This is a genomic window from Streptomyces cinereoruber, from assembly GCF_009299385.1.
Taxonomy (GTDB): domain Bacteria; phylum Actinomycetota; class Actinomycetes; order Streptomycetales; family Streptomycetaceae; genus Streptomyces; species Streptomyces bikiniensis.
The window spans coordinates 6,244,074-6,257,330 of sequence record NZ_CP023693.1 but is presented as its reverse complement, the minus strand read 5'-3'; the positions used below and the strand labels follow the sequence as shown (position 1 = coordinate 6,257,330).

At 73.5% G+C, this 13,257-nt stretch carries 13 protein-coding genes; 6 read left to right on the top strand and 7 right to left on the bottom strand.

The genetic code is table 11. From position 1 onward, the window contains the following. Positions 1-5: 5 nt before the first annotated feature. The 4 genes from CP977_RS28220 (at position 6) to pssA (ending at position 3,422) form a co-directional block, all read left to right on the top strand. The gene (locus tag CP977_RS28220; protein ID WP_030218358.1) at positions 6-530 is read left to right on the top strand and encodes a MaoC family dehydratase; all 525 of its coding nucleotides are present in this window, start codon (positions 6-8) and stop codon (positions 528-530) included. A gap of 2 nt (positions 531-532) precedes the next feature. Beyond that, entirely contained in the window at positions 533-1,738 is a 1,206-nt protein-coding gene (locus tag CP977_RS28215; protein WP_062751442.1) for an acyl-CoA dehydrogenase family protein, read from the top strand. A 168-nt stretch (positions 1,739-1,906) separates the two neighbouring features. Further along, positions 1,907-2,563 carry a phosphatidylserine decarboxylase gene (locus tag CP977_RS28210; protein WP_062751443.1) on the top strand — a complete coding sequence of 219 codons (657 nt, stop codon included), beginning with the start codon at positions 1,907-1,909 and terminating at the stop codon, positions 2,561-2,563. Next, positions 2,556-3,422 carry a CDP-diacylglycerol--serine O-phosphatidyltransferase gene (gene pssA, locus CP977_RS28205; RefSeq protein WP_062751444.1) on the top strand — a complete coding sequence of 289 codons (867 nt, stop codon included), beginning with the start codon at positions 2,556-2,558 and terminating at the stop codon, positions 3,420-3,422. The genes CP977_RS28210 and pssA overlap by 8 nt, the downstream gene beginning before the upstream one ends. A 65-nt stretch (positions 3,423-3,487) precedes the next feature. Here the strand turns inward: pssA and CP977_RS35575 are convergent, their stop codons facing one another. Then, the gene (locus CP977_RS35575; RefSeq protein WP_152371023.1) at positions 3,488-4,507 is read right to left on the bottom strand and encodes a GNAT family N-acetyltransferase; all 1,020 of its coding nucleotides are present in this window, start codon (positions 4,505-4,507) and stop codon (positions 3,488-3,490) included. A gap of 95 nt (positions 4,508-4,602) precedes the next feature. Here CP977_RS35575 and CP977_RS28195 point away from each other — a divergent pair, with 95 nt between their 5' ends. Then, positions 4,603-5,439, top strand: a complete 837-nt coding sequence (locus CP977_RS28195; RefSeq protein ID WP_152371022.1) for an NAD-dependent epimerase/dehydratase family protein — start codon at positions 4,603-4,605, stop codon at positions 5,437-5,439. A gap of 9 nt (positions 5,440-5,448) precedes the next feature. Here the strand turns inward: CP977_RS28195 and CP977_RS28190 are convergent, their stop codons facing one another. The 5 genes from CP977_RS28190 to CP977_RS28170 form a co-directional block, all read right to left on the bottom strand. Then, complete coding sequence (locus CP977_RS28190; protein WP_183953247.1) at positions 5,449-6,714, bottom strand: ABC transporter substrate-binding protein; 1,266 nt, start codon at positions 6,712-6,714, stop codon at positions 5,449-5,451. Then, the gene (locus tag CP977_RS28185) at positions 6,711-7,832 is read right to left on the bottom strand and encodes a branched-chain amino acid ABC transporter permease (RefSeq protein ID WP_372460658.1); all 1,122 of its coding nucleotides are present in this window, start codon (positions 7,830-7,832) and stop codon (positions 6,711-6,713) included. Before CP977_RS28185 ends, CP977_RS28190 begins: the two co-directional genes overlap by 4 nt. Positions 7,833-7,975: 143 nt before the next feature. Beyond that, positions 7,976-8,866 carry a branched-chain amino acid ABC transporter permease gene (locus tag CP977_RS28180; protein WP_062751448.1) on the bottom strand — a complete coding sequence of 297 codons (891 nt, stop codon included), beginning with the start codon at positions 8,864-8,866 and terminating at the stop codon, positions 7,976-7,978. After that, positions 8,863-9,741: an ABC transporter ATP-binding protein gene (locus tag CP977_RS28175; RefSeq protein ID WP_229991473.1), complete on the bottom strand. Its 879-nt coding sequence runs from the start codon at positions 9,739-9,741 to the stop codon at positions 8,863-8,865. Before CP977_RS28175 ends, CP977_RS28180 begins: the two co-directional genes overlap by 4 nt. Then, positions 9,738-10,556: an ABC transporter ATP-binding protein gene (locus tag CP977_RS28170; protein WP_062751450.1), complete on the bottom strand. Its 819-nt coding sequence runs from the start codon at positions 10,554-10,556 to the stop codon at positions 9,738-9,740. Before CP977_RS28170 ends, CP977_RS28175 begins: the two co-directional genes overlap by 4 nt. 198 nt (positions 10,557-10,754) lie before the next feature. Here CP977_RS28170 and CP977_RS28165 point away from each other — a divergent pair, with 198 nt between their 5' ends. Continuing rightward, positions 10,755-11,954 (top strand): PucR family transcriptional regulator, encoded by a 1,200-nt coding sequence (locus CP977_RS28165; RefSeq protein ID WP_062751451.1) that lies wholly within the window; start codon positions 10,755-10,757, stop codon positions 11,952-11,954. A 91-nt stretch (positions 11,955-12,045) separates the two neighbouring features. On the opposite strand, the gene CP977_RS28160 is transcribed toward CP977_RS28165, so the two are convergent. Continuing rightward, positions 12,046-13,194: a glycerate kinase gene (locus CP977_RS28160; RefSeq protein WP_109184383.1), complete on the bottom strand. Its 1,149-nt coding sequence runs from the start codon at positions 13,192-13,194 to the stop codon at positions 12,046-12,048. Between the last annotated feature and the right edge of the window lie 63 nt (positions 13,195-13,257).

Here is a 13,257-nt window from a genome sequence, read left to right as displayed (position 1 = left end):
GTCCGATGCAGTTCGGCCGCACGTACGAGGAGTTCGAGGTCGGTGCCGTCTACAAGCACTGGCCCGGGAAGACGGTCACGGAGTACGACGACCACCTCTTCTGTCTGCTCACGATGAACCACCATCCGCTGCACATGGATGTGAACTACGCCGAGAACACGACGGACTTCGGCAAGAACGTCGTCGTCGGCAACTACATCTACTCGCTGCTGCTCGGCATGTCCGTGCCGGACGTCTCCGGCAAGGCCATCGCCAACCTGGAGATCGAGTCGCTGCGGCACGTGGCGCCGACCTTCCACGGCGACACGATCTACGGCGAGACGACGGTCCTCGACAAGACCCCGTCGAAGTCGAAGAACGACCGCGGCATCGTCTACGTCGAGACCAAGGGCTACAAGCAGGACGGCACCCTGGTGTGCGTCTTCCGCCGCAAGGTGATGGTCCCCACCGAGACGTACATCAAGGAGCGCGGCGGCGAGCAGCCCGGCCGCCCCACGCTCGTCGAGCCCTCCAAGAAGTCGGAGAAGTAGTCATGGCGCGACTCGCCCAGACCCACGGTCTGACCGATGTCCAGCAGGAGATCCTCGCCACCGTCCGGGACTTCGTCGACAAGGAGATCATCCCGGTCGCGACGGAGCTGGAGCACCGCGACGAGTACCCCCAGCAGATCGTGGACGGGCTCAAGGAGCTCGGCGTCTTCGGTCTGATGATCCCCGAGGAGTACGGGGGCCTGGGCGAGTCGCTGCTCACCTACGCGCTGTGCGTGGAGGAGATCGCCCGCGGCTGGATGTCGGTCTCCGGCATCATCAACACGCACTTCATCGTGGCGTACATGCTCAAGCAGCACGGCACGCAGGAGCAGAAGGAGTACTTCCTTCCGCGGATGGCGGCCGGCGAGACGCGCGGCGCGTTCTCGATGTCGGAGCCGGCCCTCGGCTCGGACGTGTCGGCCATCACGTCGAAGGCGGTGAAGGACGGCGACGAGTACGTCCTCAACGGCCAGAAGATGTGGCTGACGAACGGCGGCACGTCGTCTCTGGTGGCCGTTCTGGTCCGGAGTGACGAAGGACACCCCGAGGGCACCGCTCCCCACAAGTCGATGACGACCTTCCTCGTGGAGAAGGAGCCGGGCTTCGGAGAGGTCCGTCCCGGCCTCACCATCCCCGGCAAGATCGACAAGATGGGCTACAAAGGCGTCGACACGACCGAGCTCATCATGGACGGACTGCGCATTCCGGCCAATCGTGTACTTGGCGGGCAGACCGGTCGAGGGTTCTACCAGATGATGGACGGCGTCGAGGTCGGGCGCGTGAATGTGGCGGCCCGTGGCTGCGGCGTCGCTCAGCGTGCGTTCGAGCTGGGTGTTTCGTACGCCCAGCAGCGCCACACCTTCGGCAAGGCGATCGCCCAGCACCAGGCGATCCAGTTCAAGCTGGCCGAAATGGCTACCAAGGTCGAGGCCGCTCATGCGATGATGGTCAACGCAGCACGCAAAAAGGACTCCGGGGAACGAAACGACCTCGAAGCAGGGATGGCGAAGTACCTCGCCTCCGAGTACTGCAAGGAGGTCGTCGAGGACGCCTTCCGCATCCACGGTGGATACGGGTTCTCGAAGGAGTACGAGATCGAGCGCCTCTACCGCGAGGCGCCGATGCTGCTCATCGGTGAAGGTACCGCCGAGATCCAGAAAATGATCATTGGTCGTCGGCTGCTCGAGGAGTACCGATTCCAGGGATGATTGTCGCTTTTGAGCCGGTAAGGCCGCGAAGAAGATCACACCCTGTGTTCGTCTTCCGGCCTCCGACTCGGTTCCTGGCTTGCCCAGTTGCGCCCCGCAACCGATAGCATCGCCGGAAAGCCGCCGTCCCCGTTGCCTGCGCGGCATCATCCGCTACGAAGGTCATCCATGCCCCACAGCCAAACCTCTGCACACCGCGACAGCCTCAAGGGCGTACGCCTCGCGCGCGGAGCATCGCCGTGGCTCCTGCCGACCGTCGCCACCGCGGCGCTCAGCCTCGTGCGTGCCCGCAGGTCGCGGCGCGCCGCGGCCGTCGCCGTCCCGGCCACCGCTCTCGCGGCCGGCATGCTGTGGTTCTTCCGCGACCCCGAGCGCGAGATCGCTCGGGGCCGGGTCATCTCCCCCGCCGACGGCGTGGTGCAGAGCATCATGCCGTGGAAGGACGGGCGGACCCGGGTCGCCATCTTCATGAGCCCCCTGAACGTCCACGTCAACCGCGCGCCGCTGGCCGGCACGGTGACGTCCGTGGAGCACGTCCCCGGTGGGTTCGTCCCGGCGTTCAACAAGGAGAGCGAGAACAACGAGCGCGTCGTCTGGCACTTCGACACCGAGCTCGGTGACATCGAGATGGTCCAGATCGCGGGCGCCGTCGCCCGGCGCATCGTGCCGTACGTCCCGCAGGGGACGAAGGTGGAGCAGGGCGACCGTATCGGCCTGATCCGCTTCGGCTCGCGCGTCGACATCTACCTCCCCGAGGGCGTCGAGGTCGCGGTCGAGGTCGGCCAGGTCACCACAGCGGGGGTGACTCGCATTGACCGTGATTGATCCCGACACACGGGCGGCCGACTGGGCCGCCGACGCCGAGACCGGCGCGGCCGAAGAGGCCGAGGAGATGCCGCTGTCGCTGAGGCTGTCCATAGCGGACGCCCTCACGCTCGGTAACGCCACGTGCGGATTCATGGCGGTGTACTTCACCACCACCGGGATCCTCATCCCGCACCTGACGGGCAGCACGGAGACCGGCATGGCGCGCAACAGCGCCGCCACCGCCGTGATCCTCATGCTGTGCGCGGCGATCTTCGACCTCTTCGACGGGATCGTGGCGCGCAAGCTCCGGTCCTCCCCGATGGGCGCCGAGCTCGACAACCTGTCGGACCTGATCAGCTTCGGTCTGGCCCCGGCCTACTTCGTGCTCGTGTACGGGATGGTCGCGGACGACGCGCAGCAGAAGGTCTCGGCGGTGGCCGCCATCGTGGTGCTGCTCGCCGTGGTCCTCAGGCTCGCGAGATTCTCCTGCGTGACCATGAAGGACGGCATGTTCCAGGGCATGCCGAGCCCCTTCGGCGCGCTGACGGTGGTCTCGATCGTGCTCCTGGAGCTGCCGTTCATCCCGACGCTCCTCGCGATCATCGGGGTGGCCTGGCTGATGGTGAGCCGGGTCGAGTACCCGAAGCCGCGCGGCGTGCTCGCGGTGGCGATGCTCTCCTGGATCGTCGGCGCGATGGGCATGCTGGCGGCCTGGGCGTTCGACGCCCCGGGCGGGCAGTTCCTGCTCCAGACCGGCTGCGCGCTCCAGGTCGTGATGGGCGCGGTGATCCCGCTCTTCGCGACGGCCCGCCGGGTGAACACCTTCCGCGGCAACCGGCGCGAGAGCCGGGAGGCGCGGGCGGCCCAGCTGCCGTAGCGGACAGTACGTGTACGAGAGGGCCCCGGGAGGCGATACAGCCTCCCGGGGCCCTTTCGCGTGCCCTAGCCGAGCCGCTTGTAGTAGAGCGTGGTCGCGCGGAGGGCTCCGGCCGGGTCGGTCGCGTAGTCCGGGATCGTCCCGGCGGCGGTCCAGCCCGCGCCCCGGTAGAGGCGCTCGGCCGGGCTGCCGGTCTGCGTGTCCAGGACGAGCAGGGTCAGGCCGGTGGCGGCGGCGTGCACCTCGGCCGCGGCGAGGAGCCGCCGCCCGAGGCCCCGGCCGCGGGCGGACCGGTGGACCAGGAGCCGGGCGATCTCGCCCCGGTGCCGGCCGTTGGCGGTGCCGGTACGGACGAGGGTGACGGCCCCGGTGGGGCGCCCGTCGGCGTCCAGGGCCGCCCAGACGTCCCGTACGCCCTCTTCGGCATCCCCGGCGGCCCGGAGCCACCAGGAGGCCGCCTCGGCGGCTTCCAGGGGCGCCGTGAAGCCGACGGAGGCGCCGTCGTCCACGGCGTCCACGAGGAGCGCGGCGAGGCCGTCGGGGGCGTGGGCGCGTACGGCGTCGGGGGTGAGGCGCTCGACGCGGTCCGCCGCGAGCGGCTTCTCCAGGCAGAGGAGGCCGGGGCGGGGGTCCCAGGAGGGGACGGTCGCGAAGCCGAGGCTCCGGTAGAGGGCCAGCGGCTCCCGCCGCCGGTCCCAGACCGTGAGCCGCACGGAGGGCGCCCCGAGGGCGGCGGCCCGGTGCAGGGCCTCGGCCACGAGGGCCCGCGCGAGGCCCTTCCGGCGCTCCCCCGGCGCGACCCAGAGGCGCTTGACCTCGGGCGCGCGCCCCGCGCGGGGAGCCTTCAGGACGACGCAGCCGGCCGGGTGCTGCCCGCCGGGCGGGGTGGCGAGCAGGACCGTGTCGGCGGCGAACGCGGCGGCCGGGTCCTCGGCCTCCCCGCGGTAGACGGCCGGGAGCTCGGCGACCGTCGCCACGGGCGTCCCCTTCTCGGCCTGGTTGGCAAGGTGGTAGGCGCCCAGCAGGCCGGCGAGGTGCGGGTGGGAGCGGTTCTCCTCGATGAGCGGAGCGGTGTGCGGCTTCATGGGGCGAGCTTCACACCGGCTTGTTTCCGGGAGGTGACGATCTTCCCGGGGGGCTTCCGGGGTGGCGCTTCCCGGGGGCTTCTAGGCTGGCGCCCATGCGTGTACTGGTCGCGGGCGCCACGGGCGCCGTGGGTCGTCAGCTCGTGCCGCGCCTGGAGGCGGCGGGCCACGAGGTCGTGGGGATCTCCCGGCGCGGACCGCGCCCGGTGGACGTGCTCGACGCGGAGGCGGTGCGGCGGGCCGTGGCCGAGGCCGCGCCGGACGCGGTGGTGCACCAGCTCACCGACCTGGGCGGGGCGGACGGGGCCGCGAACGACCGGGTCCGCGTCGAGGGCACGCGGAACCTGGTGGACGCGGCGCGGGAGGCCGGGGTCCGGCGGATCGTGGCGCAGTCGATCTCCTGGGCGTACGCGCCCGGGGACGCGCCCGCCGACGAGTCCGTGCCGCTCGACCCGACGGAGGAGCCGCCCCGGTCCCGGATCGTCGCCGGGGTGCGCGCCCTGGAGTCGGCGGTGGCCGAGCTGCCGGAGGCGGTGGTCCTGCGGTACGGGATCCTCTACGGGCCCGGCACCTGGTACGCGCCGGGCGGCGCCGTCGCCGCCGCGCTCGCCGGGGACCCGGGGGCGCGGTTCCTCGGGAGCACGGCGGCCGACGGCTCGGTCGGCTCCTTCGTACACGTCGCGGATGCCGCCGAGGCGGCCGTACGGGCCCTGGGGTGGCCCCCGGGCGCGTACAACGTGGTGGACGACGAGCCCGCCCCCGGCCACGCCTGGCTGCCGGTGCTCGCCGAGGCGCTGGTCGTTCCGGCGCCCGGCCGGACGGAGGGGCGGGCGCCGTGGGCCCGGGGCGCGGTGAACACCCGGGCCCGTGCCCTCGGCTGGGCCCCGGCCCGCCCGTCCTGGCGGACGGGCTTCGCGGACCAGGGCCGGTGAGGGCCGCGCCTACGGGGTGTAGCTCTTCGCCGCGTCCGAGACGAAGGGCTGCCGGACCGTGCGCATGCCGCCGGGGACGGACTTGTCCGGCTGGACGATGACGGACTCCCGGGACGACGGGGCCTTCGGGTCGCCGAGGTCGTGGGTCATGCCGAAGCCGGCGTCGTGGGCGGTCAGGGTGAGCAGGGCCTTTCCGACGCCCTCGCGGGTGAGGTCCTTGTCGGCGCAGGCCTTCTTCAGGGCCTCGCCGAAGACGCTCGCGGCGGTCCAGCCGGCGACGATGCCGTTGTCGAGGGCCTCGCCCGGGTAGGCCGCCTTATAATCGGTCACCAGCTTCTTCGCGACCGGGGTGTCCGCGCCGACGGGGAGGCTCGGGGAGGCGAACCAGTACATCTTCTCCAGGGCGGGTCCGGCCTGGGTGCCGAGGAGCTGCGGGGCGAAGGCCGAGTTGTTGCCGACGACCGGGATCCTGAGGCCGGTGGCGGCGGCCACGCCGACGAGGGAGGCGGCCTGGCGGGGGCCCGCGCTGATGACGACGGCCTTGACCCCGGCCTGCTTGAGCGCCGCGACCTGCGCGGACATGTCGTTGTCGGTGGGCTTGATCTTCTGCTCGACGACGGTCAGGCCGGCCTTCTCCGCCGCGTACTTCGAGCCCTTGAGGGCGTTCTCGCCGTAGTCGCCCTCGAAGTAGACGTGACCGAGCTTGTCGCCCGCCTTGAGGCCCTTCTCGGTGACGAGGAAGTCGACGGCGTTGATCGTCTCGACGTCGTACGTGGAGCCCAGGACGCGGATGTACGGCGAGCCGAGCAGCGAGGCCGACCAGGCCTGCGGGAGGACGAGGCCCTTGTCCCGGGCGTCGACGCGCTGCTTGACGGCGGCGACGAACGGGGAGCCGATGAACTGGGGGTAGCCGACGACCTCGGGCTCCAGCTCGGTGTAGGCGGCGAGCGCCTTCTGCGGGTCGTAGCCGTGGTCGCGGACCGTGAGCTCCAGCTGCCGGCCGCAGATCCCGCCGGCGGCGTTGACCTGCTTCACGTACAGCTGCTGGGCCTGGGTGACGCTCTTGCCGAGGGTGGCGTACACGCCGGTCATGTCGGTGAGCGCGCCGAGGGCGATGGTCTTGTCGGAGACGCCCTTGCCTGTCTTCACCCCGCCCGCGCCGGCCTGCTTGCCGTCGCCGGTCTTCGCCTTGGAGCTGCATCCGGCGGCGGTGAGGGCGACCAGTGCGGCGAGCGCGGCGGCCAGGCCCCGCACGGCCTGTCGTCTGTGGTTCATCGTGTCTCCCCTGGGGGTTCGGTGGGCGTGGGGGTCTCGGGTGTTTCGGACGGCTTGGACGGCCCGGGCTTCCGGGCGGCGAGGCGGGCCAGGCCGCCGGGCAGGAACAGCACCACCGCGACGACGGCGGCGCCGTACAGGTAGCGGGCGGCCTCCCCCGGCGCGATCCCGCCCGTTCCCGGGGCGGAGACCAGGGGCAGGGCGTCGCTGTAGCGGGTGAGGAGCTGGGGCAGGAGGGAGACGAAGACGCCTCCGGCGACCGCCCCTGCGACCGAGCCGAGACCGCCGATGACGATCATGGCCAGGTACTCCAGGGAGAGCGCCATCCCGAAGTACTCGGGGACGGTCCGCTGGAAGACCAGGGCGAGCAGGACGCCGGCCAGGCCCGCGTACATCGAGGACAGGACGAAGACGGCGGCGCGGTGGCGGGCCACCGGGATGCCCATCACGCCGGCGGCGATCCGGTGGTCCCGGATGGCGTTCATCGCGCGCCCGGGGCGGCCCCGGAGGACTCCCCGGGCGAAGAGGACCCCGCCGAGGAGCAGCGCGAGGCCGAGGTACCAGAGCTTCTCGACGGCGCCGAAGGGGACCTGGGCGACGAGCAGCTCGGTGTCGTCGAAGGTGAGGCCGAGGAGGGAGAGCGGCGGGACGGCGCGGCCGTTGTAGCCGCCGGTGAGGTCGTGGGCGTTGAAGAGGACGTGCTGGCCGATGAAGATCAGCGCGAGGGTGGCGATGCCGAGGTACGCGCCGTGCAGCCGCCCCGCGATGGGGCTGAACACCCCGCCGGCCAGGCCCGCGAGGGCGACCGCGAGGACGGCGGCGAGCCAGCCGGGCAGGCCGAGTCCGGCGAGGCCGTCGGTGCCGTCCCCGGCGAGGGCGCAGTAGCCGTAGGCGCCGACGGCGAGGAAGAAGGCGTGCCCCATGGAGAGCTGGCCGGTGGCGCCGGTCAGCAGGTTGATCCCGATGGCGCCGAGGGCGGCGGCCATGGCGAAGAGGCCGGCCTGGAGCCAGAAGCGGTCCAGGTAGAAGGGCAGGACGAGCAGCACGAGGCCGGCGGCGGCCCCTCCGTACACGGCGGGCCGGACCCGGAGGCCGGGGCGGGCGAGGGTCTCAGACACGGGCGGGCTCCTTCGGGCCACCGGGGCGGGCGGGGGCCGTGGACGCGGACCGGATGCCTCGGGGCGCCGGGCGGGCGGCGGGCTGCGGAAGGGACGCCGGGCGGGTGGCGGCGTGCGGAGGGGCCGCCGGAGGGGCCGGGATCTCAGACACGGGCGAGCTCCTTCGTGCCGAAGAGGCCGGACGGGCGGATCAGGAGCACGGCGACCATGACGAGGTACGGGGCGAGGTCGCCGATCCCCCGGCCGAGGAACGCCAGGTCCCCCTGGTAGCCGGTGGCCAGGGACTCGGTGACGCCGACGAGGAGGCCGCCGACGAGGGCGCCCGTGGTGGAGTCGAGGCCGCCGAGGATCGCGGCCGGGAAGGCCTTGAGGGCGGCGAGCGAGGTGGACTTCTCGAGGCCGGGGGTCGGGAAGACGGTGAGGAAGAGCGCGGCGACGGCGGCGAGGCCGCCGGCGACCGCCCAGGCACCGAGCGACACCCGGCCGAGCCGGATGCCCATGAGGGCGGCGGTCTCCTGGCTCTCGGCGGCGGCCCGCATGGCGACGCCCCAGGAGGTGTACCGGAAGGCGAGCAGGAAGGCGGTGATGAGGAGGGCCGCCGCGAGCAGGGCGGCGATCCGGGTCTGGGCGATCGTGACCGGCCCGACGGTGACGACGGCGTCGCCCCACGGGTCGCCGAGGGCGAGGATGTCGGTGCCGATCCGGCGGGTCAGCTCGGTGGCGAGCAGGATGTCGACGCCGATGGTGACGATGGCGAGGACGCTGTGGTCGGAGCCCCGGTGGCGGCGCATGACCAGGAACTCGACGGCCGCGCCGACCACCGCCGCGCCCGCGATCCCGGCGAGCAGGGCGGGCCAGAAGCCGATGTCGTCGTGGAGGACGGCGGTGACGTAGCCGCCGGCCAGGAGGAGGGAGGCGTGGGCGAAGTTGACGACCTCCGTGGCGCGGAAGATGACGACGAAACCGAGGGCGATGAGGGCGTAGATCGAGCCCAGGGAGACGCCGTTGATCAGGAACTCCGCGAAGGTGCTCACGCGGCGGACTCCTCTCCGAGATAGGCGCGGACGACCGCCGGGTCGTTCTGCACGTCGGCGGGTGCCCCGTCGGCGATCCGGCGGCCGAAGTCGAGGACGGTGACGGAGTCGGCGAGCCGCATCACCAGGCCCATGTCGTGCTCGACCAGGAGGACCGAGATGCCGAGTCCGTCGCGGACCCCGGCGATGACGGAGGCGGTGCGGCGCCGCTCGTCGGCGGTCATCCCGGCGACGGGCTCGTCCAGGAGCAGGAGCCGGGGCTCCGTGCAGAGGGCGCGGGCCAGTTCGGCGAGCTTCTGCTGTCCGTACGGGAGGGAGCCGGCGGGCCGGTCGAGCTGCCGTTCCAGGCCGACGAAGGCGGCGATCTCCCGGACCCTGGCCCGGTGCCGGGCCTCCTCGCGGACGGCGGAGGGGAGGCGGAGCCCGGCGGCGAGGAAGCCGGTGCGGGTGAGCCGGTGGCGGCCGAGCATCAGGCTGTCCTCGACGGTGGCGCGGGGCGGCAGGGCCAGGTTCTGGAAGATCCGGCCGACGCCGAGGACCGCGATCCGGTGCGGGGGCAGGCCGGTCAGCTCGTGCTCCCCGAGGCGTACGGAGCCGGAGGTGGCGCGGTAGACGCCGGAGAGCACGTTGAAGCAGGTGGACTTGCCGGCGCCGTTGGGGCCGATGAGGGCGTGGACGGTGCCGGGCCGGACGGTGAAGCCGACGGCGTCGAGGGCGGTGAGCCCGGCGAAGCGGACGGTCAGGTCGCGGACGTGGAGGGCGGGGACGTCGGGGGCGGGGCCCCGCGCGGGTCCCGGCGGCGGGGGCTCCGGGGGCTGCGGTGTCGATCCCGGGCCGGGTCCCGACAGCGGGGGCTGCGGTGGCTGCGATGTCATCGGGTCTCCTCCCAGCGGGTCAGGACCGGATGGGCGGTGGCGGCGCGGGCCGCGTCGGCGGCGGCGTCCTCGTCCACCACGCCCAGGTAGCGGCGGCGCACCTCGTCGGAGGCGGCGAGTTCGGCGGCGGGACCGGAGAGGGTGACCTCGCCGACCTCCAGGACGTACGCGCGGGAGGCGAGCCGCAGCGCGAGCGCCGCGTTCTGCTCCACGAGGAGCACCGCCGTGCCCTGGGCGTTGATCTCGCGGACGGCGTCCGCGATCCGGGCCGCCATCAGCGGGGCGAGGCCGAGGGAGGGCTCGTCCAGGAGGAGCAGGCCGGGCGCGGCCATCAGGGCGCGGCCGACGGCGAGCATCTGCTGTTCGCCGCCGGAGAGCAGCCCGGCCGGCTGGCGGGCGCGCTCGGCGAGGACCGGGAAGAGCTCGTGGACCCGGCGCAGGGCGGTGGCCCGGGAGGCCCGGCCGCCGCGCCGGCCGAGCGCGCCGGCCCGCAGGTTGTCCTCGACCGTCATCCGGGCGAAGACCTGACGCCCCTCGGGCACCTGGGAGACGCCGGCGGCGACGACCCGGTCGGGCGGCAGTCCGTCGAGCGGGCGCCCGTCGCGGCTCACCGTGCCGGAGACCACGGCGCCGCCGTGGAACCGCAGGGTGCGCGAGACGGCCCGCAGCAGGGTGGACTTGCCGGCTCCGTTGCCGCCGAGGACGGTGACGACGGCGCCCGCGGGCACGGTCAGCGACACCCGCCGCAGCGCGCGCACCGGTCCGTATCCCGCCGTCAGGTCCGTGACCTCCAGGGCGGGTGCGGTACCTCCCATGACTCCCCTTTCCCGGGCCGCCCACGTCGGCCCGGCCGTTCGGTGGCGCTCACCCCAGCACCGCGGCGGACCGCGCGTCCACGCCCGGTGGCCGAATCGCTGCCGGTGACCAGCGGGCGCGGCGGCGGGCTGTGCACGCGCACAACAGTGCGCGTCAGGGGGTGTGCGAAGGGGGGTGGGAGGGGGGATCCTCCCGTCATGGGACGGCGCAGACGGCGGACCGGTGACGACTGGAAGGTGCTCGCGCGGGCGTGCGCGGAGCTTCTGGAGCGGGTGCCGGAGCTGGTGGACGAGCATCTGAGGGAACTCCACGCCTACGAGCCCGCCTACGGGCGGATCCTTCCGTACGACCAGCACTGGCAGGAGGCCCACGAGGCGATGCGGATCGGGATCGAGATGATCTCGGCGCCCCGGAACTCGCCCCGGCGGGACCTGGAGCACGCCGACGGGATGGGCCGGCGGCGGGCCGCGCAGGGCATGCCGCTCGAACTGGTCGTGCACGCCTACCGGCACGCCGGGCACCTGGTGTGGGACGCGCTGATCGAGGGCGCGGGGTCGGACGCGGCGCGGCTCGAAGCGCTGATGCAGTCGGCGACGACGGTGTGGTCGGCGGTGGACGCGCAGGCGGACACGGCGTCGGAGGCGTACCGGGAGACGGAGCTGGAGCTGCGCAGCCGTACGGACGAGCAGTTGCAGGCGCTCCTGGACGCGCTGCTCCAGGGGCAGCGCTCGCCGGAGCTGGTGGCGCGGGCGGCGGCGGGCCTGGACCTGCCGGAGCAGGGGCGGTATGCGGTGGTGGTGCTGCGCTACGACCGGCGGGAGGAGCGGGAGGCGTTCCACCGGCAGGTGCAGGGCGAGGGGGTGCGGTTCCTGTGGCGGATGGGCGCGGACTGCGAGCTGGGGGTGGTGGCGCTCGCCGGTGACACGGGCCTGGACGCCCTTTCGGAGCTGCTGGACGGGCGGTGCCCGGGGCCGGGCGGGATCAGTCCGGTGGTGGTGGGTCTGACCGAGCTGGGCCGGGCGCGCCGGCTCGCGGAGCTGGCGCTGCGGACGTGCCCGCCGGGCAGCCGGCGGATCGTGCGGCTCGACCGGCGGATGACGGGGGCGCTGGTGGTGGGCCAGCCGGAGATGGCGAGCCTGCTGGTGTCGGACGTCCTGGGCGGCCTCCTGGAGCTGGATCCGGCGGACCGGGCGGTGCTCCTGGAGACGCTGGACGCGTGGCTGGAGTGCGAGGGGTCGGCGGGGCGGGCGGCCGGGCGCCTGTACTGCCACCGCAACACGGTCTTCAACCGGCTGCGGCGGCTCGAACAGCTGACGTCCCGGTCGCTCTCGCGGCCGCGGGACCTCACGGAGATGACGCTGGCGCTGGACGCGTTCCGGCTGACGGGGCCGGGGTGACCGGGCCCCGTCCCCGTACTCCTGGGGGAGCTCTTTGCCCGTACTCCCGGGAGAAGCTGCTTCAGGAAGTCCCGGACACTCCAGGGGGAGGCTACTTCAGGAAGTCCCGGGCGATGTTCGCGGCCGCCTCTTCCAGGAGCGGGCCCGCGTTCGCCATGGACTTGGCGGGGTCCGGCTCCAGGGCGGCGAGGGGGTAGGCGCGGCGGATGCCGGCCCGGCCCAGGGCCTCGGCGGGGAGGGCGAGGCGGCCGCAGACCGCGACGACCTCCTTGCCGGCCGCGCGGGCCGCGGCGGCGACGCCCGCCGGGGCCTTGCCGTGGAGGGTCTGCTCGTCGAGGGAGCCCTCGCCGGTGATGACGAGGGTGGCGCGCTCCAGGGCGGGGGCGAAGCCGAGGACCTCCAGCATCAGCTCGATGCCGGGGCGGAAGCTCGCGCCGAGGATGAGGGCGCCGTAGCCGATGCCGCCGGCGCCGCCCGCGCCGGGCGCGAGGGCGGCCTCGGCCGCCTTGGGGCCGATGGCCTTCTCCAGGACGGTGGCGAAGTGGGCGAGGGCCGCGTCGAGGGTCCGGACGTCGTCCGGGGTGGCGCCCTTCTGCGGGCCGTAGACGGCGGGGGCGCCCTTGGGGCCGGTGAGCGGGTTGTCAACGTCGCTCGCGAGGATCAGGTCGACCTCGGCGAAGCGGGTGTCGAGGCCGGTGAGGTCGGCCGTGGCCAGGTCGGCGAGGGGTGCTCCGCCGGGGCCGACGGGCTCGCCGTCCGCGTCGAGGAAGCGGGCGCCGAGCGCGGCGAGCATGCCGGCGCCGCCGTCGGTGGTGGCGCTGCCGCCGACGCCGAAGACGACGGTGGTCGCGCCGGCGTCCAGGGCGGCGCGGAGCAGCTCGCCGGAGCCGTACGTGGTCGCGGTGAGCGGGGCGAACACGCCGGCCGGGAGGAGCTGGAGGCCGGAGGCCTCCGCCATCTCGACGACCGCGGTGGTGTCGCGCAGCGCGAACGCGGCGGTGACCGGCTCGCCGACCGGTCCCGTCACCGTCACCTCGTGGCGCTCGAATCCGGCCGCGACGGCCGCCGCGACGGTGCCGTCGCCGCCGTCCGCGACGGGCAGCGTCTCCACTTCCAGGTCGGGGACGACCCGTCGCAGGCCTGCCGTGACCCGCTCGGCGACCTCCACGGCCGTGAGCGAACCCTTGAACTTGTCGGCCGCCACGAGTACGCGAGCGACCGTTGCTGCTCCGTCCGTCACCTTGCATCCCTTGCTTTCGAACGTGCAGTCGCGCCGTCGCCGACCCTATCCGGAGCCCCGGAC